Annotated in this window: 24 protein-coding genes and 4 tRNA genes; 18 read left to right on the top strand and 10 right to left on the bottom strand. The window is 57.3% G+C overall.

Features of this window, described 5'->3' with window-relative positions:
- Window positions 1-251 precede the first annotated feature (251 nt).
- Together tadA and EP166_RS05630 are read left to right on the top strand one after the other, a co-directional pair.
- Window positions 252-773 carry a tRNA adenosine(34) deaminase TadA gene (gene tadA / locus EP166_RS05635; RefSeq protein ID WP_281276754.1) on the top strand — a complete coding sequence of 174 codons (522 nt, stop codon included), beginning with the start codon at window positions 252-254 and terminating at the stop codon, window positions 771-773.
- A 65-nt stretch (window positions 774-838) separates the two neighbouring features.
- Window positions 839-2,014, top strand: a complete 1,176-nt coding sequence (locus EP166_RS05630) for an MFS transporter (RefSeq protein WP_127555789.1) — start codon at window positions 839-841, stop codon at window positions 2,012-2,014.
- 25 nt (window positions 2,015-2,039) lie between these two features.
- On the opposite strand, the gene EP166_RS05625 is transcribed toward EP166_RS05630, so the two are convergent.
- The 3 genes from EP166_RS05625 to EP166_RS21115 all read right to left on the bottom strand — a co-directional run bounded on the left by EP166_RS05625 (window position 2,040) and on the right by EP166_RS21115 (window position 5,059).
- A complete protein-coding gene (locus EP166_RS05625) occupies window positions 2,040-3,524 on the bottom strand; it encodes a glycogen synthase (protein ID WP_164743832.1) in 1,485 nt (494 codons plus the stop codon).
- Window positions 3,511-4,851 (bottom strand): glucose-1-phosphate adenylyltransferase, encoded by a 1,341-nt coding sequence (gene glgC / locus EP166_RS05620; RefSeq protein ID WP_281276767.1) that lies wholly within the window; start codon window positions 4,849-4,851, stop codon window positions 3,511-3,513. Before glgC ends, EP166_RS05625 begins: the two co-directional genes overlap by 14 nt.
- A 70-nt stretch (window positions 4,852-4,921) precedes the next feature.
- Window positions 4,922-5,059, bottom strand: coding sequence for a hypothetical protein (locus EP166_RS21115; RefSeq protein ID WP_164743831.1), 138 nt, complete (start codon window positions 5,057-5,059; stop codon window positions 4,922-4,924).
- A gap of 138 nt (window positions 5,060-5,197) precedes the next feature.
- Here EP166_RS21115 and EP166_RS05615 point away from each other — a divergent pair, with 138 nt between their 5' ends.
- Entirely contained in the window at window positions 5,198-5,692 is a 495-nt protein-coding gene (locus EP166_RS05615) for a hypothetical protein (protein ID WP_127555787.1), read from the top strand.
- A gap of 29 nt (window positions 5,693-5,721) precedes the next feature.
- Here the strand turns inward: EP166_RS05615 and aceK are convergent, their stop codons facing one another.
- Entirely contained in the window at window positions 5,722-7,446 is a 1,725-nt protein-coding gene (gene aceK, locus EP166_RS05610; RefSeq protein WP_127555786.1) for a bifunctional isocitrate dehydrogenase kinase/phosphatase, read from the bottom strand.
- The gene (locus EP166_RS05605; RefSeq protein WP_127555785.1) at window positions 7,433-8,218 is read right to left on the bottom strand and encodes a hypothetical protein; all 786 of its coding nucleotides are present in this window, start codon (window positions 8,216-8,218) and stop codon (window positions 7,433-7,435) included. Before EP166_RS05605 ends, aceK begins: the two co-directional genes overlap by 14 nt.
- A gap of 158 nt (window positions 8,219-8,376) precedes the next feature.
- Between EP166_RS05605 and EP166_RS05600 the strand changes: the two genes are divergently transcribed.
- From EP166_RS05600 to fbp, 7 genes are all read left to right on the top strand, one after another.
- Window positions 8,377-8,452: transfer RNA gene (locus EP166_RS05600), tRNA-Glu, on the top strand.
- 236 nt (window positions 8,453-8,688) lie between these two features.
- Window positions 8,689-9,612, top strand: coding sequence for a carbohydrate kinase family protein (locus tag EP166_RS05595; protein WP_127555784.1), 924 nt, complete (start codon window positions 8,689-8,691; stop codon window positions 9,610-9,612).
- Window positions 9,613-9,766: 154 nt separating this feature from the next.
- Entirely contained in the window at window positions 9,767-10,477 is a 711-nt protein-coding gene (locus EP166_RS05590) for a DUF3581 domain-containing protein (RefSeq protein WP_127555783.1), read from the top strand.
- 301 nt (window positions 10,478-10,778) lie between these two features.
- Window positions 10,779-11,651, top strand: a complete 873-nt coding sequence (locus EP166_RS05585) for a kinase (protein ID WP_127555782.1) — start codon at window positions 10,779-10,781, stop codon at window positions 11,649-11,651.
- Window positions 11,648-12,442, top strand: coding sequence for an HAD-IIB family hydrolase (locus EP166_RS05580; RefSeq protein WP_164743830.1), 795 nt, complete (start codon window positions 11,648-11,650; stop codon window positions 12,440-12,442). The genes EP166_RS05585 and EP166_RS05580 overlap by 4 nt, the downstream gene beginning before the upstream one ends.
- The gene (locus tag EP166_RS05575) at window positions 12,435-13,655 is read left to right on the top strand and encodes a glycosyltransferase family protein (protein ID WP_127555780.1); all 1,221 of its coding nucleotides are present in this window, start codon (window positions 12,435-12,437) and stop codon (window positions 13,653-13,655) included. The genes EP166_RS05580 and EP166_RS05575 overlap by 8 nt, the downstream gene beginning before the upstream one ends.
- Window positions 13,656-13,874: 219 nt before the next feature.
- A complete protein-coding gene (gene fbp / locus EP166_RS05570; RefSeq protein WP_246026221.1) occupies window positions 13,875-14,900 on the top strand; it encodes a class 1 fructose-bisphosphatase in 1,026 nt (341 codons plus the stop codon).
- Window positions 14,901-14,951: 51 nt separating this feature from the next.
- On the opposite strand, the gene EP166_RS05565 is transcribed toward fbp, so the two are convergent.
- The 5 genes from EP166_RS05565 to EP166_RS05545 all read right to left on the bottom strand — a co-directional run bounded on the left by EP166_RS05565 (window position 14,952) and on the right by EP166_RS05545 (window position 17,250).
- Window positions 14,952-15,986 (bottom strand): polysaccharide deacetylase family protein, encoded by a 1,035-nt coding sequence (locus EP166_RS05565; protein WP_127555779.1) that lies wholly within the window; start codon window positions 15,984-15,986, stop codon window positions 14,952-14,954.
- Window positions 15,983-16,849: a sulfurtransferase gene (locus EP166_RS05560; protein ID WP_127555778.1), complete on the bottom strand. Its 867-nt coding sequence runs from the start codon at window positions 16,847-16,849 to the stop codon at window positions 15,983-15,985. The genes EP166_RS05565 and EP166_RS05560 overlap by 4 nt, the downstream gene beginning before the upstream one ends.
- A 105-nt stretch (window positions 16,850-16,954) precedes the next feature.
- A tRNA-Gln gene (locus EP166_RS05555) sits at window positions 16,955-17,029 on the bottom strand.
- Between the two features lie 60 nt (window positions 17,030-17,089).
- Window positions 17,090-17,164 (bottom strand) — tRNA-Gln (locus EP166_RS05550).
- Between the two features lie 9 nt (window positions 17,165-17,173).
- Window positions 17,174-17,250, bottom strand: a tRNA-Met gene (locus tag EP166_RS05545).
- Between the two features lie 382 nt (window positions 17,251-17,632).
- On the opposite strand from EP166_RS05545, the gene EP166_RS05540 reads away from it, so the two are divergent.
- The 8 genes from EP166_RS05540 (at window position 17,633) to alr (ending at window position 25,430) form a co-directional block, all read left to right on the top strand.
- A complete protein-coding gene (locus EP166_RS05540; RefSeq protein ID WP_127555777.1) occupies window positions 17,633-18,229 on the top strand; it encodes a LemA family protein in 597 nt (198 codons plus the stop codon).
- Between the two features lie 14 nt (window positions 18,230-18,243).
- Window positions 18,244-20,160 carry a M48 family metallopeptidase gene (locus EP166_RS05535; protein ID WP_127555776.1) on the top strand — a complete coding sequence of 639 codons (1,917 nt, stop codon included), beginning with the start codon at window positions 18,244-18,246 and terminating at the stop codon, window positions 20,158-20,160.
- 271 nt (window positions 20,161-20,431) lie between these two features.
- Window positions 20,432-20,854 carry a 30S ribosomal protein S6 gene (gene rpsF / locus EP166_RS05530; RefSeq protein ID WP_127555775.1) on the top strand — a complete coding sequence of 141 codons (423 nt, stop codon included), beginning with the start codon at window positions 20,432-20,434 and terminating at the stop codon, window positions 20,852-20,854.
- Between the two features lie 17 nt (window positions 20,855-20,871).
- Window positions 20,872-21,099 (top strand): 30S ribosomal protein S18, encoded by a 228-nt coding sequence (gene rpsR, locus EP166_RS05525; protein ID WP_127555774.1) that lies wholly within the window; start codon window positions 20,872-20,874, stop codon window positions 21,097-21,099.
- A 25-nt stretch (window positions 21,100-21,124) separates the two neighbouring features.
- Window positions 21,125-21,979: a hypothetical protein gene (locus tag EP166_RS05520; protein ID WP_127555773.1), complete on the top strand. Its 855-nt coding sequence runs from the start codon at window positions 21,125-21,127 to the stop codon at window positions 21,977-21,979.
- A 10-nt stretch (window positions 21,980-21,989) separates the two neighbouring features.
- Window positions 21,990-22,439 carry a 50S ribosomal protein L9 gene (rplI, locus tag EP166_RS05515; protein ID WP_127556255.1) on the top strand — a complete coding sequence of 150 codons (450 nt, stop codon included), beginning with the start codon at window positions 21,990-21,992 and terminating at the stop codon, window positions 22,437-22,439.
- Between the two features lie 505 nt (window positions 22,440-22,944).
- On the top strand, window positions 22,945-24,348 hold the full coding sequence (gene dnaB, locus EP166_RS05510; protein WP_127555772.1) for a replicative DNA helicase: 1,404 nt from the start codon (window positions 22,945-22,947) through the stop codon (window positions 24,346-24,348).
- A complete protein-coding gene (gene alr / locus EP166_RS05505) occupies window positions 24,345-25,430 on the top strand; it encodes an alanine racemase (RefSeq protein WP_127555771.1) in 1,086 nt (361 codons plus the stop codon). The genes dnaB and alr overlap by 4 nt, the downstream gene beginning before the upstream one ends.
- The last annotated feature ends 333 nt before the right edge of the window (window positions 25,431-25,763 follow it).

Raw genomic sequence — 25,763 nt, 5'->3', positions numbered from 1 at the left:
CAGTGCCCAATAGGGTGGGTCGACGAGCTAATCTGGAGCACGCCGCTGCTTCAGTGCGAACTTGATGCAAAACGGCCTGCTAATTTGCCTGCTGGCAATGATTCTACGGGCACCCTACCTCCCGGATGTGACGATTACGGGCGTTCACGCAGTAACGCCGGCGCAGGCAATGCCCTATTTATACTGGGAATTTGGTATTCTTGTCATCTGAATTGGCCCGGCAATAGGGTAGGGTAATCGGGAGTGGACGTTTGATAGCTAACCACAATGCGGTCATTGATGACATAAGCGCGATGCAACTGGCGCTGGATCAGGCGCGACTTGCGGCGGCTGAAGGGGAAGTACCTGTGGGGGCTGTTGTGGTGTTGAATGGTCGCGTCATTGCGTCGGGTTATAATGCGCCTATCGGTAGTCTGGATCCGAGCGCTCATGCTGAAACCCAGGCGATTCGCCAGGCGTGTCTTGCGGTTGGGAACTACCGTTTGCCGGGCGCGACGCTGTATGTAACCGTTGAACCCTGTACCATGTGCACCGGTTTGCTGGTGCACAGCCGCATAGCACGGTTGGTTTATGGCGCGGTCGAGCCCAAGAGTGGCGCTGTTGTTTCCAACTTGAATCTGTTGCAAAACGGCCCCTACAATCACCGTATTGACGTGACCGGTGGCGTTCTTGCCGACGAATGTTCGACCCTGATGTCTGACTTTTTTGCCGAGCGGCGTGCCCGTCAGAAGGCGCTGAAACAGGCGTCCGGTGCTGCAAAGCCCGAATCCTGATCTACGCTTGACCCTGTATCTTCGAGCCACCCCCTAACCGGTTTTTGTTTCCCGACAAGGATTTTATGACCGACACCACCACACTGAGTTTCGCTCAGAAGTCGCGACGGCTATCGCCGATGTACGCCGCCTATTTCACCTTGTTCGGCGTTTTTACACCCTACCTGGCGCGTTACCTTACTGCGCAAGGGCTGACGCCCCAGCAAATTGGTGTCATTGTCGCTACGGTCTTTGGTGTTAATGTTTTCGCCCCTTTTCTGTTTACTCTGATCAGTGATCGCACCGGTCAGCGCCTGCCGCTGATTCGCATTGGCTATGTGCTGATGGGGGTTTTTTACCTGTTGGCGCTAAAGAGCGGAGACTTTTTCTGGTACCTGACGGTATTCGGGCTTTTTGGCGTCTTTATGTCGGCGGTATTGCCGCAGATGGAGGGGGTGGCGTTAAACGTTCTGGGCAAAGACCGGTCCCGCTATGGTCAGATCCGTCTCTGGGGCTCGGCCGGTTATGTGGTCATCGTCTGGACGCTGGGTGCAGCGCTGGACCGCTATCCGGTCACCATTCTACCCATTATAGGCGCCGTGCTCTGTGGTCTGATGTGGGCCTCCACCTGGCTTATTCCGAAAGAGACCCGATTGCGTGCTGAAGACAGAAAAGCCTCAAAAGGACTGGAGACTGCCTATATTGACTGGCCGCAAGTGGCCGTATTAATGGCGGTTGTGTTTCTGTGGCAGCTGGGCCTGGCGCCTTATAACACCTTTTTTGATCTGTTTTTGAAAGACCGGGGCTTCAGTGCGACGACCATCGGGTTTCTGATCAGTTTCGGTTCTATCTGTGAGATTGTGGTGTTTCTGTTTATCGCTGGCTGGTTTCAACGCTTTAGCGAGCGACTGCTGATCGTCTTTGCCCTGGGCATTACTGTCGTGCGCTGGGTTCTGCTGGCCAATTTGGAGCAAAGCTTCGCCTCGGCATTGCTGATACAGGGCATGCATGCCCTGACGTTCGGTGTGGTGCACTCGGTTGCGATTCACCGGGTAGGGCGGCTGTTCCCACCCAGCCGACAAGGGTTTGGGCAGGGCCTGTATGTTTCGATGGGGATGGGCGTCGGGCTGATCTGCGGCAACCTGATAGCCGGTTGGCTGTGGCAGGGCACCGGCATTGTGTATTGGTTTGCCGCTGCCATGGCATTGGTGGCCACCTTGCTGGCCTATTTTGGGTTTAAGCCCATCCGCAGCCAGGGGTAGTGCCGGGGCTGCGAATGGGCAAGCCTCAGTGCCGGGGTACTTTCAGCAGTTTCCGGTACAGGCTGACATAGTCCTTGGCCGCTGTTGCCCATTCAAAACGCTGCTTCATGGCGGTCTGTTGCATGTCAAGCCACACCTCTGGCTGCTCCTGGTAGACCCGGATCAGGCGATGCAGTTCGGTGATCAGGGCGTCCGGTGTTGGGTCTGCAAACATGAACCCGGTGGCCTGGCCGGAATTGGTGCCATCGTCGGCCAGCGGGACGACAGTGTCTTTCAGACCACCCACCGCCCGCACCAGTGGCAGCGTGGCGTAGCGCAAGCTGTATATCTGGTTCAGGCCACACGGTTCGAAAATCGACGGCATCAGAAAGACGTCACCACCGGCCTCGAGCCGATGGGCAAGGGCGTTGTCGTAGCCTTCCACGAAGGCTACCCGGGTGGGGTATTCACGCGCCAGCCGGTGCAGTTGGGCCGCCAGGTTCGCATCGCCCGAGCCCAGCAAGGCAACCTGAGCATCGGTACTACGCAACGTTTCCCATAGCGCCGGGATCAGCAGGTTAAAGCCTTTCTGGTCAGCCAGCCGGCTGATCGACACCAGCAGGGGGGCCTCACCTTCTGCCAGCTCGAGTTCCTGTTTCAGCAACGCTTTGCAGCGAGCCTTACCGCCATCGTTCGGGCTGCTGAAGTGTGCCAGTATGTCCGGGTCGGTTTCTGGCGACCATTGGCCGTAGTCACAGCCGTTGAGTATGCCGCTCAGGGCGTCGGCCCGTTCGCGAAAGATAGGCCCCAGACCGTGACTGCCGAGATCACTGAGCAATTCAGCCGCGTAACCCGGGCTCACTGCGTTGATGGCATCGGCAAACCGAATTCCCCCTTTGAGCAGGTTGATCTGGCCGTGGTCTTCGAAGGCCCCCGGGTGGAAAAACTGTTCGTGAATGCCCAGCGTTCGTAACCAGCCGGAGCTGCACTGTCCCTGGTACGCCGCATTGTGCAGCGTCAGAACGGAACGGCTGTGGGCAAAGAAGGGTTCATAGCGAAAGTGCTCGGCCAGATAAAAGCAGGCCAGGGCAGCCTGCCAGTCATTGGCGTGCACAATGTCGGGTTGCCAGTCGTTGTCGCGGCACCATTGCAAGGCCCCTTTGCTGAGCAGGGCAAAGCGCCGGGCATTGTCTTCATAGGGTGTGGCACCGTTGTCGTAGATACCCGGGCGGTCGAAGCTGTCGCTGTGCTCGATCTGCACGGTTGGTATGCCCTGGTGCTCGCCAGTGCGAGTGGCCAGCCAGGTTTCCTCAAACGCATTCAGATGAACGCAAAGACTCTGGTGCGGCCACTGCGACCAGACGGCCCGGGTTTTGGCGTAGGCTGGCGTCACCAGCCGGACGTCATGCCCGAGGCGTACCAGCTCGGCTGGCAGCGCGCGGGCGACATCGGCCAGCCCGCCTGTTTTTACCAACCCCTCAACTTCAGAGGCAATGACCAGTACCTTCAGGGGAGATTTATTCGAAGCCAACCTGGGCTCCTTTTGGAATGGTGACGATGCCGTTCGGCGACACGTGGAAACGCTGGCGATCGTGCTCGGGGTCTTCACCGATGACGGTGCCCGGAGCAATGTTCACGTTCTTGTCGATGATGGCGCGGCGAATGCGGCAACCGCGACCGATGTCGTTGTTGCCCATCATTACGCAATTGTCGACGTAAGCGTGGCTGTGAACATGGCAGTTGTAGCCCAGGATACTGCGGTGCACGATGCTGCCAGAAATGATACAGCCGCCGGATACAATGGAGCTGATCGCCTGGCCAGTGCGGTTGGCCTCGTCGTGCACGAACTTGGCGGGGGGCACGGCCGGATGGTAGCTGCGCAGCGGCCAGTGTTTGTTGTACAGGTCGAAGGGGGGTTCGACCGCCAGCAGATCCATGTTTGCTTCGTACAGGGAATCGAGCGTGCCCACATCCCGCCAGTAACCGCTGGTGTGTTCCAGCTCGCCACGGATCACGTTGGTGGAAAAGTCATAGACGTACACCACACCAGCCTTGTACAGGTCGGGAATGATGTTGTGGCCAAAGTCGTGCACGGAATCTGAGCTCTCGGCGTCTTCTTTCAGGCACTGCACCATGGTGGGCGCGTCGAATACGTAGTTGCCCATGCTGGCCAGCACGTAGTCGGGTCGGCCGGGAATGGTTTTCGGGTCTTTTTTCGGCTTTTCCTGAAAGCCAATCATCTTGTTGTTTTCATCGATTTCGATGATGCCAAACTGGTCGGCCTGGCTGATGTGAACCGGAATGGCGGCAACGGTAAGCTTGGCGTCGTCGAAACTGCGGTGAAATTCCACCATCTGGCGGACATCCATCTTGTAGATGTGATCGCCCCCGAATACGCAGACGACCTCCGGGTCCATGCCTTCAATGAGCTCGATGTTCTGATAAATGGCATCGGCGGTGCCCTGATACCAGTGCTTGCCCATTTGCATCTGGGCCGGTATCGGGTCGATGAACCGGTTGGTCAGACCGGTCACGCGCCAGCGCCGGCTCATGTGTTTCATCAGCGAATGGGACTTGAACTGGGTCAGAACGAAAATTTGCAGCAAGTCCGAGTTGACGAAGTTGTTCAACACGAAGTCTATGATGCGGTAGTTGCCGCCGAACGGTACCGCCGGTTTTGCTCGGACCGAAGTAAGTGGTGCCAGGCGAGTGCCCTCCCCACCGGCCAGAATCATCGAGAGTATGCCGGACATAATGTATCCCTTTTTCTGTCTGTCTTGTTGTTGTCGTGATGCGCGCCGGCCTGCCCCTGAGTCCTGAGACGGCGGGCAGGTGAGTGTTTGGCGATAGCTGCTCAAAATCAGTGTAGGCAAAAGCGCATTGATTTGCCGTTAGTTTCTTGCTTAATTTCTTCTTAACACGCCGGTGTCAGGCCCCGAAGACCAGGCCAAGGGAGCTGAAGAAAACCTCAGACCCCCAAGGGTTGGTCCGGTTCCGGTCGTAATAAACCAGCGCAGCAACCACCGCAGCAACAACCAGCAGAAAGAGCAGCAGCTTTTTATACATTGGGCAACGTCATCCTGGAAAGGTGCGTTTCATTGTGTACCGAATCTTTTCGTGTTGGCAAGGCATGAGGTCTGCCTGATGCCGCTGATTCTGGTAAACTGGCGCCGTTTTTATCGGTTTACTGACGTGAGGATGAACATGAAAGCGCCTTTTGAGAAATCGCTGAGCTGGTCGGTTGGCATGCTGATGCTGGTACTGGCTGGTGCGGCGGTGGCGGAAACGGAAGGCTCAGGGGAGGCAGCCATCGCCCTTTCTGAGACGGCAAAAATTCGCCTGGTACCGTTGGTGGACCAGACCCTGACGGAATCCGGGACGGTCACGGTTCAGCCCGAAGACGATGGCAGCCCGGATGGCGCTCTGAGTGAGGCGTTGCCACGCCACTGCCTGATGTCAGTTCGGGTCTCACTCGGGGGTGACGAAGCTCAACTTGAAGCCGGTAAAATGGTGTGTGTAACCGAAGACCGTCGGATTCTGGAGCTGATGCCTGAAGCGACGATTGAAGGGCTGGGTGAGTGCCAGGCGTCCGGCGGGGCCGATTGTGGCCGGTTTGTGATCAGTGCCCAGCAGCACGGAACCCTGTCGTTGCAAACGGCCGGCAGGCTGGTGCCTCAGCCTCGTAACGAGCAGAACTAACGCACGAAGTACCGGCTTGCCGTCGCCTGTCAGGGGCGGCTCAGCCGGATGTGGTCGGGGTAGGGAAATATATCAGCGACCACACCGGCGTTCAGTTCATCCTGTACCCCGCGCCAGTAGTCCGCATCCAGCAAAGCGGCGTGGTAAGTCACAAAGTAACGTTCCAGCCGGGCTTCGTTGAACAGGAAGGTGGCAAACTCTTCCGGAAAAATATCGTTCGGCGCCACGCTGTACCAGGGTTCGCTGGCCATTTCGTCTTCCGGATAGCGTGGTGGCGGAATCCGGCGGAAATTGCAGTTGGTCACCCAGTCGATTTCATCGTAATCGTAGAAAATCACCCGTCCGTGACGCGTCACCCCGAAGTTCTTCAATAACATGTCTCCAGGGAAGATGTTGGCCGCCGCCAGCTCCCGTATGGCCTGGCCGTATTCCCTGAGAACGGCTTCCTGCTGCGCTTCGCGGGCCGGGTCTTCCAGATAGAGATTCAGCGGGATCATCCGGCGCTCAATGTAGCAGTGGTTGATGATCAGCTGGTCGTTTTCAAAGTGAATGCTCGATTCAGCCACCCGTGCCAGCTCTTGCTGCAGCTCTTCCGACACGCGATCCAGAGGCAGGGCAACCTTGGAAAACTCCCATGTATCGGCCATGCGACCAACCCGGTCGTGCTGCTTGACGCGGTGATACTGGTTTTTGACGTGCTGGCGTGTCATGTCTTTCTGGGGGGCGAACTTGTCTTTGATGATCTTGAACACATAGGGGTAGGAGGGCAGGGTAAACACCGTCATCACCATGCCCTTGATGCCCGGTGCGATCTCGAACTGATCGTCGCTGACCGACATGTGTTGCAGTAGCTCGCGATAGAACTGGGTTTTCCCCTGCTTGTGCAACCCGATTGATGAATAGAGCTCGGCCCGGGTTTTGGTGGGCATCAGTTTGCGCAAGAAATTGACGATGGCCATGGGGCTGCCGGTGTCTACAAAGAAATAGGCCCGGGCAAAGCCGAACACGATGGCCATGGCATTGCTGTCGAGCAGCAGGGTGTCGGCATAGAGGAAGCCGTCTTCGTTGTTCAGTACCGGCACGATAAACGGCAATGTCCGGTTGGCCAGGTTCAGCCGACCGATCAGGTAACAGGCCTTGTTGCGAAAAAACGGCGTGGTGATCAGGTCGATGCTGTACTTGGAGGCCGTTTTTGCCAGTTCCGGTTCCTGCGTCCGGAACCGGTGAATCAGGTGCCGGACATCCCGGTGGGCGTTCTCGAACGGCAGGCCGATGTCCATGTCTTTCAGCAGTTGCAGTATGGTCGCTTCCAGGTTGCCATCGACCGTATAGCGGCGCACCAGGTCTTCGTCGGTCTCATAATGGCGCCACAGCGCATCGGATTCGACGAAGATGTATTCGTTGTTGAAATAGCGTCGGTCGAACAGCCGGCAAAAGACCGAGTTGAAGAAGGTTTCTGCCAGGTCGGGCTGAGGGTGATGGCGCAGCTGCTCACTGAGCAATTGTTTGACGCCTTGCCAGTGCTTTGGATCCAGTCCTTCATTGCATTCACGCAGCGACTGCACGCACAAGTCGACCTGGGCGTCATAGAGGTCGACCCTGTCTCTGTGAATGGCTTGCAGCTCAAGCCATTGAGCGTTCAAAAAGCCTTGATGGGCACGCTGGCAGTAAGATCGGAAAATCTGATAGTGCTGGTCGAACCCGGCCAGGATGCGCCCGGCCAGTCGAACAGAGGGTGACTCAGTCGTAGACATTCTTTTTCTTCCAGCTGTCCTGGTCATCAATCAGGCCTTCCATATCGGCCGCCAGTCGCTCGGCCTGACCACTGGATTGGGCTTTGCGGTCGTTTCGCCAGGCTTCAATGATTTGTTTCAGTCGGGTACGCAGCTCAATTTCTTCCTGCTTGAACAGTGGCGCCTGGCGCGAGGTGGCGATGGTATCTATGGCTTTCTGGTAGGCGACGCGCGCTTCCCTGAAGTGCTTGGTCACCATGGCCTGGTCGGCGCGAGTCTTGAAGTAATCGAGGGCCGTTTCAACCAGTTTGTATTCCACCTGGTTCAGCAGTTTGTCGGCGTCGGCTTTGTTCAGGCGGCCACTGTCGTAATTGCGTTTAATGAATAGAAACAGGGACTTGAGCGTTTGCCGGTGCAGATTGGTCTCTTCCGAATTCAGGCGCGGGGCTACCGCCGAAGGCGGGTTTTTGCGCAGCCGGGCGCGCTCTTTGGCCAACTCCTGAAAATCCTCTTCCAGCAACTTGGCTTTGTCAGCCGACAAGGGGATCTGTGCCTTGATGTTCTGCAGCAGTGCCTGGTAGATAAAATCGCGTAACTCGGGCGATAGAAAAGACGAAGGCAAGCCACGCAATACGTTGTTCAGTTTGCGTTGCTGATTAAGCAGGTTTTGCAGCAACTCTTTATTAGCGGCGCGGGCTTTGTGACGACCCTGGGCAATGAGCATGCCGATAACCATCAAGCTGATGATGGCGACTGCGATAACACCAAGCAATGTCGTAGTGGACGCGCCCATGTGGCCTCTCATTTTCTTCCAGCAGACGACCCGGCCCGGAGGGGCGGCGGCTGAACTTGGGTTGATAATCAGCAGTGTAATCTAAAAAAACGTATAAAAACAAAGATTTGCTTGACAGTATTCAGACTCGACCTTAAAGTTCCCACCGCTTTTGACGTGTCCCGTTCGTCTAGTGGCCTAGGACACCGCCCTTTCACGGCGGTAACAGGGGTTCGAGTCCCCTACGGGATACCACTCAAACGCCATCCCGCGAAATCACCTGCACATCCGTTCCGCCTTGTGCCGTCTGCACACAGTATAGCCTCACCTGATATTCTTGGGTGCGCGTTAGGTCCATTGCCCCTGGTTCGTTATCCTGGCCGGCCCCACAGTTTTTCCATAACGCCCGAATGGCGCCGCAGCCGTGACAGCCTGCAGCGGAAGTGACACACTTCAGTCTCTATGCAGCAACCCAAGTGAGTGAAACGTTCATGAAGCCGGTTTATGCCTTTGGTGAAGTGCTGGTCGATGCCCTGCAAAACGGAACCGTGTCTGAGCAGGGCCTGGCCATGCCTCAGGCCGTGTTTTACCCGGGTGGTGCACCGGCCAATGCCGCTGTTGCTGCCGCGCGCTTGGGCGCACGGGCACTGTTCATTGGTCAGGTCGGCCGGGATGGCTTTGGCCATTATCTGAAAACGGCCCTTAATCACTACGGCGTCGATACCCGGTATCTGCGGTCTACCGATGCGCCTACCCCGATGGCCATGGTGACACTCGATGACCGCGGCGAGCGCAGCTTTCAGTTTTACCGCCAGGGCACGGCCGATGTGATGCTCGCGGCCCATAAATTGCCCAACCCGGCTGAATTCGCCCCGGGCATCCTACACTGCTGTTCCAATACCCTCACCGAGCCCGGCATCCGCCGCGTCCATATTGGTTTTATTGACCGGTGCCGGGCGGCGGGCAATCTGATCAGCTTCGATGTGAATTTGCGTAAGAATCTTTGGCCCGATCAGACCAATTTCCGCGAACCGATCCAGTCGATGCTCAAACGCGCCGATGTGATCAAGGTCAGTCGCGAAGAATTGGATGAGCTATGGGATGGCGATGCCGAATCCGAGCTGGTGAACTGGGCCTTTGCTCATGAAGCCAAGGCCATCTTTATTACCGATGGCGCCAATCCGGCGACATTGATAACGCCCGATGCTCGCCACCAAATGCCGGTGCCTGATGTTACCGTGGTTGATACCACAGGCGCCGGTGATGCGTTTTCCGGCGCTGTGCTGGTCAGTCTTTGCGAGCAAGAGACGCCCGACTGGGCGGCGACGCTGAGTTTGGCCGTTAAATGCGGTGCCTGGGCAGTCGGTCGGGCAGGGGCCTTTCCCTCATTGCCGACGGTCGACGACATTCAGTGACCCTTATTCACAGCTCTTTTTGTTGATAGCCGCTGAATAGCCGGCCGCTTTGGTGAACAATGCCGTGTTCTGGATCAGTGCCGGCGCCGGGCTGTAATGATGTTCAGACCGGCCAGATTGTACGATTTATCGTTGCATTAAATAGGGGAGCCCTGTGTTTCTAGACGCCTTTCACACCCAGCACACCGACAACACCATCAGCATCAGTGCTGAGCAGGGCAGTGCCTTTGCCAAGGAAATCGCTGGCGATTTCAACCCCATTCACAATGTTGGCGCCAAGCGGTTTGTGGTGCCGGGCGATCTGTTGTTCGCGCTGGTTCTGAACCGCTACGGGCTGAGCAAATCGATGTCGGTGCGCTTCTCGGGCATGGTCGGCGCCGATCGGACACTGGTTCTTCCGGAAGTGGACAAGGGCACCATTGATATTGTCGATGCCGAAGGCAAGGCTTATCTGCACCTGGAGCACAGCGGTGAAACCAGCCACGATGCGGCCCTGATCGAAGACCTGACACGCAGTTACGTGGCGTTCTCGGGCCAGAATTTCCCTTTCATCATGGTTCCCCTGCTGGAAAAGCATCAGGTGATGTTCAACCCGCGCCGGCCGCTGGTGATTTATGAGAGCATGGCATTCGAGTTGACTGACCTTGATATCAGTCAGCCATCGCTCGAACTGGCCAATACCTCATTGATCGTCAATGGCAAGCGGGGCGATGCCCTGTTCGAGTTCAACATTGTCGCTGGTGGGCAGCGTGTGGGTACGGGCATCAAGAAGCTGATCGTCAGCGGCTTGCAGCCCTTCGATGCCGAGCTGATGGATGGCGTTATCGCTGAATTTGACCAGCTCAGGGCACAATACGCCCGCTGAGTGTTGCTCCACTCTCGCTGGGTTGGCCCGCGCACTGTCGTCCGGGCCGTCATTTCCTGTTCTTCCCCTGTTGTATCCCGATCCCTGAATCCTTGTATTCGTGCAGGACCCCGCGCGCCATTAAGGTGCTGGTGGGCGGCAAAAATGGGGCGATGCTCATCCTTTGCACCAATTCAGTGCAAGCAGCGCGCTAGTTCCACGGTCAGTCCTGGCCGGTATCTTGCTGTGTCCTATTCTGTAGAGCGACTGACGCCAATCAGGTTGGGGCAATAGGCCCTGACCGCAGGACAGGATTTTCATTATGGATCCGACATTCGCAGACTTTATTCAATCCGCCGGTTTGCCCGAGGCCTTGTTGGCCCATCAGGCCAGCCTGTATCAGCCATTGGCCGATTGGGTGATTGCCAGCCGGTTAACGCTGGTGGGCATTCAAGGCACTCAGGGGTCGGGTAAATCGACGCTGGCTCAGGTGTTGAAGTGGCACCTCGAAAAACGTGGGCTCAGAGTTGAGGTGCTGTCGATTGATGACCTGTACCTCAGCCGGGCGGATCGGCAAGCGCTGGCACAAAGCACGCACCCCTTGCTGGCCACGAGAGGTGTACCGGGTACGCACGACGTTGTGCTCGGACGAGAGATATTTTCCTGGGTTCTGTCTGGCACTGGTTCCCGTGCATTGCCCCGGTTCGATAAGGCTCAGGATGACCGGGCTTCACGAGCCGACTGGCACCATTGTGAAACGCCACCTGATGTCCTGCTGTTTGAGGGCTGGTGTGTCGGCCTGACGGCTCAGCCGGAAATCGAGTTGACCGAACCTGTTAACAGCCTGGAAGCACGGGAGGATTCCGCCGGCGACTGGCGTCACTACGTGAACGACCAGTTGCGGCAGTTCTATGAACCCTGGTTCAACCAGCTGGATGCGCTGATTGTGTTGCAAGCGCCCGGGTTTGAACAGGTGTTTGCCTGGCGTAAAAAGCAGGAAGAGGCATTGCGTGCCCGCAAGCAGGGCCAGGGCGTTATGGATGAGGTGGCGCTGCGGCGTTTCATCTCCCACTACGAACGGCTGACGCGGCACGCGCTGACAACCCTGCCCGACACGGCTGATGTATTGATTCCGCTGGGGGCCGATCAGCAGCCCGGCCGGATGCAATGGCTCAAAAAGGGACCCAGCCAATGACGCAGTGGATGGTACTGACCGACCTGGACGGCACCTTGCTCGACCACGACAGTTACGACTGGCGACCGGCCGAGCCCGCGCTTCAGGCATTGCAGGCACTGAACATTCCGGTCATCGCGGTCACCAGCAAAACGGCTGCCGAACTGGTCTCTTTACGCACCGAAATACCCTATCTGGCGTCCCTGATGGCCTGCGAGAACGGAGCCGTAGTGATTGATGATAGGCCCGGCTCTCAAACACGGGAGGTGCTCGGCGAAGCAACCGAGACTCTGATTGACCGGTTCAACCAGGCAAGCCTGGAGAGTGGCGCACGGGGCATCGGGTTTCACCAGGCCAGTGACCAGCAGGTGGCCGACTGGACCGGTTTGAGCCTGGCCGACGCGGCCCAGGCTCGTGCCCGGGAGGCCTCGTTGCCGGTCTATTACCCTGCCGACTGGCCCGGGCGAGCTGCCTTTATCCGTGCCGTGGAAGCCCGAGGTGGACAGCTGCTGGAAGGAGGGCGGTTTCTGCATTTGGCCGGCCGTGCTGACAAAGGTACCGCGCTGGACTGGATGGTGCGCCGCCTGAGCATCGAACACACGGTAGCGCTGGGCGACGGCGGCAACGACGACGCCATGCTGGCCCGGGCCACCATCGGTATTCGCATTCCCACCGCCGGCACGCGCCGGCTCGAATCCCTGACGACCATTAGACGTGCCAGCCAGCCGGGCCCTGCCGGCTGGAACGAAGCGATGGTGTCTTTGCTGAACCAGGGGCTGTTCAACGACCCCCGAGGAGAACGAGATGAGTGATTTTTTCCAGAACGGCGTGATTGCCAATCTGCACAACTTGGTGGACCGCCCGCTGGCGTCCATGGAAAAGGAGTTGGTCGGTTTTTCCCATCAAAACCCCATGGCACTGGTGTTGCCGTCCCTGTATTCCGAGCTTGAACAGCCGGCTCTGGAAAACATTGTTCAGGAGTTGATTCCGGTGCCGTATTTAAACGACATCGTGGTCGGACTGGACCGGGCCAATCGTGACGAGTTCAAGCATGCCCAGCAGTATTTTTCGCGGTTGCCGCAACAGGTGCGGATTCTGTGGAACGATGGCCCGCGCTTGCAGGCCATAGACCGCTTGCTGGCCAGCAAAGGCCTGGCACCGGCCGAGATGGGCAAGGGCCGCAACGTCTGGTATTGCTATGGCTATATCCTGGCTGCCAACCGGGCCAAGGCCGTGGCCATGCACGATTGCGACATAAAAACCTACGATCGCAGCATGCTGGCACGGCTGATCTACCCGGTGGCAAACCCGGCTTACCGGTATCAGTTCTGCAAGGGCTATTACGCCCGTATAGCCGACAATAAAATGAACGGGCGGGTGTGCCGCTTGCTGGTGTCTCCGCTGATTCGGGCGTTGAAGATGGTGAAGGGAGAGAATGAGTTTCTCGAATACATGAGCTCGTTTCGCTATGCGTTGTCCGGAGAGTTCAGCCTGCGTACCGACGTCTTGCGCAACATTCGCATCCCGAGTGACTGGGGCCTGGAGGTAGGCGTGCTGGCTGAATTGCACCGTAATTATAGCCCGCGCAGCATCTGCCAGGTGAATGTGGCGGATATCTATGATCACAAGCACCAGCCGCTGAGTCCGGAAGACGCCCGTCAGGGGCTGTCGAAGATGTCGCGGGACATCAGCAAGGCGTTCTTTCGCAAATTGGCGACCCAGGGCCTGGTGTTTACCGAAGAGCATTTTCGCACCATTAAGGCGACTTATTACCGGGTTGCTCTAGATTACATCGAAACCTACTACAACGATGCCGTTTTCAACGGGCTGTCGCTCGACCGACATGCCGAAGAGGAGGCCGTGGAGCTGTTTGCGCGTAATGTGATGTCCGCAGGACAGGAATTTCTGGAAAACCCCATGGCGACACCTTTTATGCCCAGCTGGAGCCGGGTGCAGTCGGCCATTCCCGACATTCTTGAGCAGATTTTCGACGCTGTGGAGTTGGATAATCAGGACATGAAGTAATACAAGGCTCGCCTCTGGGCGCCGGACGATCAATAATACCCACCTGAGCAGCGTCAATCCGCTCAACCCGAGCTAGCCGATCCGCTGGGATTTACTCAATGTCAGCGGTCTGCTGCTCATCTAATAACGAGCCCGCTCTGCAGAAGCGGTCCGAAAACAGTAAAACCATCAACCTGACAATCAACCCGACATAAACGTTAATAACACCAGGGAAGCACCATGAAACAGCAATTTATGCAAACGCTGGGCGAATTTATTGTCGCCAACCAGAAAGATTATCCCAATGCCTCTGGCGAGTTTTCCGCCCTGTTCTCTGCCATCCGTTTGGCGGCCAAGATCATCCATCGGGAGATCAACAAGGCAGGCCTGGCTGACCTGGCCGGCTTGGCCGGGGGTGACAATATTCAGGGCGAAGCGCAACGGAAGCTTGACGTACTGGCCAACGATACCTTCAAGGCTGCTCTGGCTGCGCGGGGCGTTGTCTGCGGCATTGCCTCAGAAGAAGAAGACCATTACATCCTGCTCGATGACGGCCTGAATACTGACAGCAAATACATCGTGTTGATGGATCCGCTCGACGGTTCGTCGAACATTGACGTGAACGTCTCTGTGGGCACGATTTTCTCGGTATACAAGCGCCGCTCACCTCTGGGTACCAAGGTCACCGATGCCGATTTCTACCAGCGCGGCAACGAACAGGTTGCGGCCGGCTATGTGATTTACGGGTCCTCCACCATGATGGTGTACACCACCGGTCATGGGGTGAATGGCTTCACCTTCGACCCAACGCTGGGCGTGTTCTGTTTGTCGCATCCGGATATGAAAACCCCGGAGCTCGGTCAAATCTATTCCGTTAACGAAGGCAACTACGTGCACTTTCCGGACGGGGTGAAACGCTATATCAAGTACTGCCAGGTGGAAGACGCGGCTACTTCACGTCCCTATACCAGCCGCTACATTGGTTCACTGGTCTCTGATATTCACCGTAACCTCATCTATGGCGGCATTTTCCTCTACCCGTCGTCAGCGCCTTATCCTCAGGGCAAGCTTCGCCTCTTGTATGAGTGCAACCCCATCGCCTTTCTGGTGGAGCAGGCCGGTGGCCGTGCCATCAGCGGTTCCGGGCAGCGCATCATGGACATCCAGCCCGAATCTCTGCATGAACGAGTGCCTTTTTTTGCCGGCTCCCGACGCATGATTGAAGACCTGGAAACCTGTCTCGATGAGTTTGGTGGCAAAGGCTGATATTGCACAGAGCTGTGCGGGGGCCGTGGCGGCTCCCCACATGCCTGTTGTTTATCGGTCGGTTTGCACCAGCCAGGGTTGCGAGAACCAATAGAAGAACGAGCCACTGCGTGCCTGTGAGGTGCAGTTAAAGCGGTGGCGTCCATCACTGAGGACGTCCGGTGCGCTTACCCGAAACCGGGTATCGTCCAGCCATTCGGCGTCGACCCAGGCGCTGTCGACAAAGCAGTTCAGGCTGCGGCTCATGTCGGAGGTGTCCGTCAGTTCCACGGTGACACTGGGGCGTGTCTCGGCCGTCAGCATGTCGGGCAGGGCCGTCCGGTTCACCGGCATCGGTTTGCTGTTGATTTTGGTGATCAGGGTTTCAGGGTTGGCGTAAACGCCTGCGGCCGCAAAGCGGGGTATGGCGCCCCAGTCACTGTCGGCATTCATGCCGCCCGAATGTTGTGCAAAGGCAATATAGTCTTCTTCCAGCAGCGCCTGCTTCAGCGATTCGTTGTACTCCCCATAGGGGTAGGCAAACCAGCGCGGAACGCCATCGCCCAGTTCGTCGGTCAGGCGTTGCTGGGCATGGCTGATGTTGTCGATCATCGCTTGCAGCCAGGCGTCATCGAGCGGCGAGTGGCGGACCATGTAATCGTGATCCCGGCTGTGATTGGTAATGGTAGCGCCCCAGTCCTGCAAGTCCCGAAGCTGATCCCAGCTCATCATTTCCTGGAAATTCTGGTCGATCGGGTCAGTGGCGACAAACACCGTGAACGGTACGTCAAATTCCTTCAGCAACGGAAAGGCGTTGGTGTGAATGTTTTCATAAGCGTCGTCAAAGGTAATGGCAACGGCTTTGTCGGGCAGGTCGATGTCGGCATTGCCGCGCAGTGCAGCCAGCGCATCTTCCAGCGGTACCACGGTCACGTCATTGTCTCGCAACAACTGCAGGTGCTCCCGAAACCCGGAGGGGCTGATCGTTGTACTGGCCGGCGTGTCATTGGCGACGTGGTGGTAAACGAGAATATTGACCGAATCCGTTGCGTTCACGGTAATGCTGAAAAGCATCGCACCTAGAGTCACTAGCAGACGCTTGATCATAAAGCGGGCTCCTTAGATGGGGAGGTTTCAATCGGATGCTGCGGATCGGTGATCCATTCACTCCAGGATCCGGCATATAAGCGAGGTTGCGGGTAGCCTGCCAGCGTCATGGCGAGAATCGTGTGGCAGGCGGTAACGCCAGAACCGCAGTAACTGACGGTGTTCGGGCGATTGCCAACGCTGGCAAAACGCCTGGCCAGGGCTTCCGGGTTCAGGAAGCGACCGCTGGTATCCAGATTGCCGGTAAAATCGGCGCAACGCGCACCGGGAATATGGCCGGCTTTGGCATCCAGGGGTTCCTGCTCGCCGAGAAAGCGGGGCAGGGCTCTGGCATCCATTAGCGTCAGGTCAGCCAGCCGGGTTTGTACGTCTTTGCCGGAGATGACCCAGTCTTGTGGGCAGGTAACGTTGATGCTCCCGGCCCGGTGCGGGTGGCTGTCGGCCCCCGATTGCAGTGGCCCTTGCCAGGCATCCAGCCCACCGTTAAGCACCTGAACCCGTGCAACACCCGCCCAGCGCAACAGCCACCAGGCTCGTGCGGCGAACATGGCATTGTTCTGATCGTAGACCACAACCGTCGTGTCAGCGTTAATCCCCCAGTCGCGCAAGCGGGCTTGCCAGTCTTCCGGGTGGGGCAGAGGGTGACGACCGGTCTGGCCAGGAATGCGGGTGCCGGACAGATCCCGGTCCAAATGGGCATAGACTGCCCCGGGTAGGTGTTCGCGCAGGTAATGCTGTTCGCCGGCAGCCGGATCGGCCAGATTGAACCGACAGTCCAGAATCAGGGGAGACACAATGCCGGGGTTGGCCAGCTTGTCGGCCAGCTGATCAGCCTCGATAAGCGGATGAAGTGCATCAGACATGCGTCGGCTTCCTTTCAATTGACCGGTTACGATAGCGACTAATGGCGTGAATGAGAAGCGCAGGGGCTGTCATGAAAGGGTAAGCGTTATGTGCGGAAGGAGGTATGGCTGGGCCGGCAGGATTCGAACCTGCGGATGACGGGATCAAAACCCGTTGCCTTACCACTTGGCGACGGCCCAATAGAATACATTAACAATACCGTCTACAGAGGGGAGATGATACCACTGAAGGCGGGGAGATGGCTGGGCCGGCAGGACTCGAACCTGCGAATGACGGGATCAAAACCCGTTGCCTTACCACTTGGCGACGGCCCATTAAGAAGTTGGTGGCTATGGCTGGACTTGAACCAGCGACCCCAGCATTATGAATGCTGTGCTCTAACCAGCTGAGCTACATAGCCTCCGTAACGGCTGCGTATTATGCGAATATTTTCCAGTGTGTCAACACGAACATCTCGTTTTTTTCAAAAAATTCAAGGGCTTAGAACCCTGAATCCGGAGATGAAACCCAGTCGATAACGCACGGAATGCGGTGCCGGTGTTGGCGCCCTCACACAACGGCCAGGCCGGTCGGCGATTTTCGCAGGATTGACCAAAAAAACAAGGCATCTGTCCAAATGGAGCGGAGCGGCGATTTTGTGACCGGGTGCCGAATACGGCTCGCAGCGCTATTGTTTCCAGCCGGGGCCCGCTAAACTGCCGGGCAAAGGCTGCCTCCTGTTATCAGGCCGGCTTAGCCCTGTTCGGGAATTCTGTGATGTTACCGCATTGAAGGAGAGTAAAATGGAGTCGTGGATCAGTACTGTTATTACCTGGGGTATACCTGCCGTCATCCTGATCGTAGGTGTGGTCATATACAACCGTCTGGTCGCACTGCGCAACCGCTTCAAGAATGCGTTCTCCCAGATAGACGTGCAGTTGCAACGCCGACATGACCTCATTCCCAATCTGGTCGAAACCGCCAAGAAGTATATGGCGCACGAGCGGGAAACGCTGGAGAATGTGACGTCGGCCCGAAACCAGGCCGTGGCGGCCCAGAAAACAGCAGCGGCTGACCCAACCAATGGTCCTATGGTCGACATGCTGAGCAAGGCCGAGGGCATGCTGAGCGGGGCACTGGGGCGATTGTTCGCGGTCTCTGAAGCCTACCCGGATCTCAAGGCTGATGGCACCATGCGGGACCTGATGGAGAGTCTGGAGACGACTGAAAACAAGGTCGCTTTCTCCCGTCAGGCCTATAACGATTCGGTCATGAACTACCAGACTTACAAGGAATCCTTCCCTAACAATTTGCTGGCGGGTGTCACCGGCTTTAAAGATGCGGCTTTGTTTGAACTGGAGAACCCCGAAGCTCGTGAGGCGCCCAGGGTTCAATTTTAAACAGGCGCTGATGGATGGATTTTTTTGATCATCAGGACCAGGCCCGGCGCAAGTCCGGACAACTGGTATTGCTGTTTGTGCTCGGTGTGCTTGTCACTGCCTTTCTGGTCAACCTGTTAGGCTTTGGCATCTGGCTGCTGATTCAGGGTTACGCCGGTGCTGGCCTGCCGGCGACGGTGTGGCAGTCGTTGCAGGGGTGGCTGACCAGTCACTATGCCTGGCAGCTGGCGCTCGGCACTCTGCTGGTCATCGCCGCTGGTTCACTGGCGGCCTACTGGCAACTGCGCCAAGGCGGGGGTGAGGTGGTGGCGCGCTGGTCGGGCGCTCGCCAGATCGATTACCAGCAGAATGAGCCGGCTGTTCAGCAATTCATTAATGTCAGCGAGGAAATGGCCATCGCCGCCGGTGCTCCGGTGCCCAGCCTGTATGTGATGGAACAGGAAACGGCGATCAATGCCTTTGTTGCCGGTTACCAGGCCGACCAGGCTGTGCTGGTGGTATCCCGCGGGGCGCTTGACGCTCTGAGCCGGGATGAATTGCAGGGTGTGGTGGGACACGAGTTCAGTCACATACTCAATGGCGATATGCGTCTGAATATTCGATTAATGGCGGTACTGGCGGGGCTGATTCAGATCGGTCAGGCAGGCCGCTGGATGTGGGACTCGATGCACATCGGGTACCGATCCAGGCGTCGAGATCGCTCTGACGCTGCTCTGGCAATGCTGGGGCTGGGGTTGATTCTGATTGGCTACGTCGGTGTGCTGACAGCCCGGGTAATTAAAGCGGGCGTCTCGCGTCAGCGCGAGTATCTGGCTGATGCCAGCGCCGTACAGTTTACCCGCAATCCGGATGGCATCGCCGGGGCGCTCTACAAGATTCGGGAACACGTTCAGGGTAGCCAGTTGCACCACCGACACGCTGAAGACATGTCGCACTTCTGCTTCGGAGAGAGTGTGGCATTGTCGAGCATGATGGCAACACACCCGCCGCTGGATGATCGCATCCGCCGGGTGAATCCGACCTTTATGGCTCGGGAACGCCACCGCAGCCGCGCCAGTGAGCAGGCTGACAGCGCAGTGGCGCGCACCGCACCGGATGCCTTCGAACAGGTGATGGGCGTGGCAACGCTGGGCGCCCTGGCTGGCACCGTGCGCCCGGATCACCTTGATTACGCCCGGCGGCTCTACAAAAACATCCCGGAGCAAATCCGCCACTCGGTGCATCAGTCGGCCGGAGCCCGGGCCTTTTGTTACAGTCAGATCATGCTGGCCAGTCCGGGGCATGAACAGGCACTGCTGAACCTGATTAAACAGGAAGATGTATCAGCCGTTGAGGTGCTCAGGCGGTTCTGGCCCTTTTATCAGAAGCTCGACCCGCAATTGCGGTTGCCGTTGCTCGACATGGCAGTGCCAGTGCTCAAGCGGCTGGATGAGCGTGAACGACTGGTGTTTCTGGACCGGCTGAACCGGTTGGCGGATATGGATCAGACGCTGGCACTGCGCGAATGGGTATTGCTGGCGCAAGTGCGCCGGCATTTGTCCGGGGCCGGTGCAGCCGGGTCGGGGTATTCCCGGCCGATTAAAGAGTGTGGGCAGGATCTGCAGACCGTACTCTCGGCACTGGTGCATGTGAACCGTCAGCCAACACTGGCCAGAGCCGCCTTTGACCAGGCAATACAACCCTTCGAGCTTGCCGACAAATCCCTGCTCGCGCCGGAACAGGCCAGCTTTGAAGCAGTAACCGGCGCGCTGGAGCATTTGGGGGAAATCGCCTATTTCTGGCGCCGGGCAGTACTGCAGGCTTGCGTTGATGTCATTCGTGCCGACGGTGTCATTCATCAGGATGAATACGAGCTGCTTCGGACTCTGGCGGATTGCCTGGGGTGCCCGATGCCGCCGATGGTCGAGCATGAGTGGCGTCCGGGCAGTTAGTGCACTGTAACAGACTAAATGGCCTCACCGGCGTGGCGCCAGGCGGCCAGATGCAAGGCGCACTGGCCCTGTTTTTCTTGATTCTATCGCCAGCATTCTATACTATGCGCGCCCTTCCGGCCTGTCTCAGGCAGGGAGGTTTGTGCCTTTTGCATGCGCGGGGCCGGGCGGTTACGCCGTTTCGGGCCGGGCCATAACAAGGGCTGAAGAGTCACTCCTTACCTTACTGCGGCCGCACCGCAGGAGGTTGCCAAAACCGCAAGGAGATTTTATGCGTCATTACGAAATCGTTCTGCTGGTCCATCCTGACCAGTCAGAGCAAGTACCGGCCATGATCGAGCGTTACACCTCTGTTGTAACCGAGAAAGGTGGCAAGGTACATCGCCATGAAGATTGGGGCCGCCGTCAACTGGCTTATCCGATTCTCAATGCTCACAAGGCTCACTATGTTCTGCTGAACATCGAAGCTGACAACGACACCGTTGAAGATCTGAAGAGCACCTTCCGGTTTAACGATGCCATCATCCGCAACATGATCATGCGTCGCAAAGATGCCGTGACTGAAGCATCCCCGATGATGAAGAGCGTTGAAGCCAAGAAGGCCAAAGACGAAGCTCAAGCCGCTGTTGCCCGCAACCGCGCTGAAGAGACTGAGTCTGAGCCTGAGAACGACGAAGAGTCTGAAGAAGCCTAACAACGAGGAGCATTCACATGGCACGTTTTTTCCGCCGCCGCAAATTCTGCCGCTTTACTGCAGAAGGCATCCAGGAAATTGATTACAAAGATGTAGACCTGTTGAAGGGCTATGTTACTGAAACCGGCAAGATCGTACCTAGCCGGATCACCGGTACCCGTGCACGTTACCAGCGCCAGTTGTCTTCGGCCATCAAGCGTGCTCGCTACCTTGCCTTGCTGCCTTACACCGACAGTCATCAGTAAGTCGGATTAAAGGGAGGACCCGGGCATGATGGGCTTGGCTCGCTTTGCGATGAAAAGCCAACTGAACGCTGGGGTTCTTGCTGCAGGTTTTGCTGCGCTGCCGATGCTTTATGCACTCAGCGCGGCGCTGGTGGCACTGGTCACGCTCAGGCGTGGCGCCACCGAAGGCACCAGGGTGCTGATGTGGAGTTTGGCAGGGGGATTGGTTTCCTGGCAATTGACCGGGATGATCTTGCCTCTGCTGGTTTTACCCGTCACCGCGCTATTGGCGATGGTGATGCGATCGGTGCAGAGCTGGTCGGTGTTGTTGACAGTGGCGGCCCTGCTGGGCATCGCGCTGGCTTTAGCCGCCCAGGGTTTGCTGAACGATCGGTTTGAAGCGGTGATTACCCAGGTACAGCAGGGTGTCGCTGGCGCCGATACCTCTCAGCCCATGTGGCAGATGTTGGAATCGGTGAAGCCCAACGCGGCTTTTCTGGTAATGACCGTAGAACTTCTGGAAGCGCTGTTGTGTTTGGTGCTGGCGCGTTACTGGCAAGCCGGGTTGTACAACCCGGGTGGGTTCCGACAGGAATTCCACGCGCTGCGAATCAGCGGCCGCTTGCTGATAGCGCTGGTGTTGCTGGCGGGCCTGGCTTACGTAGTTAAGCCTGCAGCCATGCTGTTGTTGCTGTTGCCCCTGTTATTCGCCGGTGTGGCGTTGGTGCATGGGGTGATCGCGAAAACGAATATGGGTGGGCAGTGGTTACTCGCATTTTATGTCGGGGGTCTGCTGCTCAATCAGTTCATTTTACCATTGCTGGTACTGGGTGCTGTGATTGATGGTGTGCTTGATATTCGAGCCCGCCTGACCAAAGCGCCGGACCAGAATGACGAATGAGGTAAGCGAGATGGAAGTTATCCTGCTTGAGAAAGTTGGCAAGATGGGTGTTCTGGGCGACACCGTTAACGTAAAAAACGGTTACGCACGTAACTACCTGGTCCCGCAAGGCAAGGCTGTGCCTGCTAGCAAGGACAACGTTAAAATTTTTGAAGAGCGTCGTGCCGAGCTCGAAAAAGCCGAGGCCGAAAAACTGGCTGCTGCTCACGAGCGCGCCGAGAAGCTGGCCGAAATCGAACTGACCGTTCAAGCGAACGCCGGTGACGAAGGCAAGCTGTTCGGTTCTATTGGCCCGCGCGATGTGGCCGATCTGGTTGCTGCCGCTGGCGTTGAAATCAGCAAGGCTGAAGTCAAAATGCCTGCTGGCCCGATCCGTAACACCGGTGAATTCAACATCACCATCCAGGTTCATCCGGATGTTGAAGCCTCGGTTCACATCATCGTGGTACCAGAAGCCTGATACAGCAGTAATTCACTGCTGATAGGGTTCTGACACAGAACGGGAGACAGGAGCGCACTTGGTGCGTTTCCTGCCTCCCGTTTTTTTGTGCCTGGCGTCCGTGTCAGGTGGTTGCCAATTCCAAAACATGATTCTTTGCGATCTATGGGATGGTCAAGTTGATTGGAGTTAGGCCGAGGAGTTCACCCGGGGGTCATGAGTCAGAAATTCTTTTGATTAAGCTACGTATGATCCAAGGAGTGTTGGGTGCGTCTACTGGTGGCCGTTAAACCGCATGGATGCGGTCTAACGGCCACCAGGGAGGGGTTTACGGCGTGCCTCCAGTAGGCGTACCCGACAGCCCGCCTGCCACCTAAGAAGGGGTGACCACAGGAATAGCTTACCCTCTGAATTTCTGACTCATGGCACCAGCCTCCAAGGCCAAAGCCACTCCCAATTGGCAGCCCAAACCGATACCATAGCTGGCTCTGTTCTCTGTGCTGAAGATCCCGATGAGTAACGCTCTATGACCGACACCCTCGAAGACGATCTGTTCTCCCACAACGACGAGTTGGCCGGGCTTAAGGTGCCGCCGCACTCGCTGGAGGCGGAGCAGTCGGTGTTGGGTGCGCTGATGATCGACAACAGCCAGTGGGATAACGTCGCCGAGATCCTACTGCCCGACGATTTCTACCGTAACGAGCACCGCCAGGTGTACCGGATGATGATCCGGCTGGCCGAGCAAACTCAGCCGCTCGATGTGATTACCCTGGGTGAAGCGCTCGACAACGAGAAACAGCTCGATGCCGTCGGAGGTATGGAGTATCTGAACGATCTGGCTGAAAACACGCCGTCGATCGGTAACCTGGTCGCCTACGCCAAGATCGTGCAGGAGCGGTCGGTGTTGCGGCGGTTGATTGCCGTTGCCAATGATATTGCCAGCAAAGCCTATGACCCGCGCGGGATGGATGCAGAATCCATTCTGGACGACGCCGAACGCCAGGTGTTTCAGATTGCCGAGGAACGGGCCGATCAGGATGGCGGGCTGGTACACGTTAACCCGCTGGTCGACCGGGCCATTCAGCGCATTGATGAACTCTTTCACTCCGACAGTGAGATTACCGGGGTGTCGACCGGTTTTACCGATCTCGACAAAATGACGACCGGTATGCAAGCCGGTGACCTGATGATACTAGCCGCGCGGCCCTCCATGGGTAAAACGACCCTGGCCATGAACCTGGTGGAAGAGGCGACGCTGAACCAGGAAAAGCCCGTCGTCGTATTCAGCCTGGAAATGCCCGCAGACCAGATCATCACCCGGTCCATCGCGTCACTTGGGCGCATCGATATGGGGCGGGTTAAAACCGGTAAGCTGCATGAAGACGACTTTCCCAAACTGACCAAGGCGGTCAACCTGCTTAAAGACCGTAAGCTGTTTATTGACGATACGCCTGGCATCAGTCCGAATGAGATGCGCAGCCGTTTGCGTCGGCTGGTGCGGGAGCATGGCGACATTGGTTTGATCATGATCGACTATTTGCAGCTGATGAAGATCAAGGGCTTTACCGAGGGCCGTACCGGTGAGATTTCCGAGATTTCGCGGTCGCTGAAGGCGCTGGCGAAGGAATTCAATTGTCCCATGGTCGCCCTGTCGCAGTTGAACCGGAGCCTCGAACAGCGCCCCAACAAACGACCGGTCAACTCGGACCTGCGGGAGTCCGGCGCGATCGAGCAAGACGCCGACATCATCATGTTCATCTACCGCGATGAAGTTTATAACGAAGATTCCACCGACAAGGGGATTGCCGAGCTGATTATCGGCAAGCAGCGGAATGGCCCCATCGGTACCTGTCGGGTCGCGTTTTTGGGGCAATACAGCCGATTTGAAAACCTGGCGCCGGAGCAATACGGGAGCTGGCAAGACGAATGAGCCGGGGCACATGCGCGTACATGGACCCCTCGGCGTTGCGGTACAACCTGCAGCGGGTCCGAACGCTGGCGCCCGGGGCTCGGATCTGGGCGGTGGTAAAAGCCGATGGCTATGGTCACGGTGCGGTTCAGGCGGCTCAGGCGCTGCATCAGGCCGATGGCTTTGCTGTTGCAACTTTGGCAGAGGCTCAGACACTGCGGGATGCGGGCATCAATGCGCCCATACTCTTACTGGAAGGCACGCTGGGGCCTCTGCAAGCGCTGGATGCGGTGCGCCTTGGCTGCGATACCGTCGTTCACCAGACAGAGCAACTGACCTGCCTCGAAACCATGGCAGACCGGCTCGGGCAACAGCGCATTTGGCTGAAGGTCGATACCGGCATGCACCGGTTGGGCATATCACCCGGCCAAGTGCCCGACTTCGTCAAACGAATTCAGGCGATTCGACCCCTTCAGCCAGTCAACCTGATGACGCATTTTGCCAGTGCCGATGAGCCCGAGGCCCCCTTTACCTCAACACAAATTGCCCGCTTTAATGCATTGGCCAGGGCACTGCCAGGCGTGCATTTGTGCCTGGCCAATTCGGCTGGCGTCATGGCCTGGCCTGAAAGCCATGCCGACTGGGTTCGACCCGGTATCATGCTGTATGGCGCCTCGCCCGGGTTCGGCAAAACCGGGTTGGAGCTGGGGCTGAAACCGGCGATGACCTTAACCGCGCCCGTTATCGCTCTGCGTCATATCCAGGCCGGTGAGAGGGTCGGCTATGGTGCTCGCTGGCAAGCCGAACGGGAGAGTCGCATCGCTACTCTGGCCATTGGCTATGGCGATGGCTACCCGCGTCATGCACCCGATAACACGCCGGTCTGGCTGAGCGGGCAGCGCGTGCCTCTGGTGGGTAAGGTATCGATGGATATGCTGACTGTTGATGTGACCGATGTACCCCAGGTCCAACTCGGAGACTCGGCTGAACTCTGGGGCGAGCACCTGAGTGTCGATGAAGTCGCCTCACATATCGGTACCATTGGCTATGAATTGTTGACGCGGGTTTCACCCCGTGTCGATAAACAATGGCCCACTGACTAAATCAAACCCGGTTAGAATTACAGGAATGCGACCTGGGTTTAATTTTTAGCGATTTCCGAGCAAAGATACTTGTCAACGCCCCCCGACTACACCTACATTGGAAGTGCTGATTACGCAGATTAAAATCATGCGAAGGCAACCAGCAAAACGTAACGCACAGCAGTCAATTTGCACAGCGTTCACGTTCCAAGATAACAATAAATGCCATCAACACGAGGGTAAAGGCAACCGACCCGGCTGCCGTAAACCATTATGATGACCAATGTAAGAGGCCATTATCGGGCCTTCCCGTGCAAAGCGTATTACCTCAGCGAGTGGTTCGACGAGTAGCCA

This window comes from Saccharospirillum alexandrii (genome assembly GCF_004000275.1).
Classification (GTDB): Bacteria; Pseudomonadota; Gammaproteobacteria; order Pseudomonadales; family Natronospirillaceae; genus Saccharospirillum; species Saccharospirillum alexandrii.
This window is presented reverse-complemented; position numbering and strand designations above follow the sequence as displayed.

What these genes read in the sequence shown, in the direction of transcription:
- EP166_RS05520 (WP_127555773.1), top strand. Translation starts at nt 21,125, where the DNA reads ATGATGGGCTTGGCTCGCTTTGCGATGAAAAGCCAACTGAACGCTGGG.
- alr (WP_127555771.1), top strand. Translation starts at nt 24,345, where the DNA reads ATGAGCCGGGGCACATGCGCGTACATGGACCCCTCGGCGTTGCGGTAC.
- EP166_RS05580 (WP_164743830.1), top strand. Translation starts at nt 11,648, where the DNA reads ATGACGCAGTGGATGGTACTGACCGACCTGGACGGCACCTTGCTCGAC.
- EP166_RS05575 (WP_127555780.1), top strand. Translation starts at nt 12,435, where the DNA reads ATGAGTGATTTTTTCCAGAACGGCGTGATTGCCAATCTGCACAACTTG.
- rpsR (WP_127555774.1), top strand. Translation starts at nt 20,872, where the DNA reads ATGGCACGTTTTTTCCGCCGCCGCAAATTCTGCCGCTTTACTGCAGAA.
- rpsF (WP_127555775.1), top strand. Translation starts at nt 20,432, where the DNA reads ATGCGTCATTACGAAATCGTTCTGCTGGTCCATCCTGACCAGTCAGAG.
- rplI (WP_127556255.1), top strand. Translation starts at nt 21,990, where the DNA reads ATGGAAGTTATCCTGCTTGAGAAAGTTGGCAAGATGGGTGTTCTGGGC.
- EP166_RS05560 (WP_127555778.1), bottom strand. Translation starts at nt 16,849, where the DNA reads ATGTCTGATGCACTTCATCCGCTTATCGAGGCTGATCAGCTGGCCGAC.
- fbp (WP_246026221.1), top strand. Translation starts at nt 13,875, where the DNA reads ATGAAACAGCAATTTATGCAAACGCTGGGCGAATTTATTGTCGCCAAC.
- aceK (WP_127555786.1), bottom strand. Translation starts at nt 7,446, where the DNA reads ATGTCTACGACTGAGTCACCCTCTGTTCGACTGGCCGGGCGCATCCTG.
- dnaB (WP_127555772.1), top strand. Translation starts at nt 22,945, where the DNA reads ATGACCGACACCCTCGAAGACGATCTGTTCTCCCACAACGACGAGTTG.
- EP166_RS05615 (WP_127555787.1), top strand. Translation starts at nt 5,198, where the DNA reads ATGAAAGCGCCTTTTGAGAAATCGCTGAGCTGGTCGGTTGGCATGCTG.
- EP166_RS21115 (WP_164743831.1), bottom strand. Translation starts at nt 5,059, where the DNA reads ATGTATAAAAAGCTGCTGCTCTTTCTGCTGGTTGTTGCTGCGGTGGTT.
- EP166_RS05585 (WP_127555782.1), top strand. Translation starts at nt 10,779, where the DNA reads ATGGATCCGACATTCGCAGACTTTATTCAATCCGCCGGTTTGCCCGAG.
- EP166_RS05595 (WP_127555784.1), top strand. Translation starts at nt 8,689, where the DNA reads ATGAAGCCGGTTTATGCCTTTGGTGAAGTGCTGGTCGATGCCCTGCAA.
- EP166_RS05540 (WP_127555777.1), top strand. Translation starts at nt 17,633, where the DNA reads ATGGAGTCGTGGATCAGTACTGTTATTACCTGGGGTATACCTGCCGTC.
- EP166_RS05565 (WP_127555779.1), bottom strand. Translation starts at nt 15,986, where the DNA reads ATGATCAAGCGTCTGCTAGTGACTCTAGGTGCGATGCTTTTCAGCATT.
- EP166_RS05605 (WP_127555785.1), bottom strand. Translation starts at nt 8,218, where the DNA reads ATGGGCGCGTCCACTACGACATTGCTTGGTGTTATCGCAGTCGCCATC.
- EP166_RS05535 (WP_127555776.1), top strand. Translation starts at nt 18,244, where the DNA reads ATGGATTTTTTTGATCATCAGGACCAGGCCCGGCGCAAGTCCGGACAA.
- EP166_RS05630 (WP_127555789.1), top strand. Translation starts at nt 839, where the DNA reads ATGACCGACACCACCACACTGAGTTTCGCTCAGAAGTCGCGACGGCTA.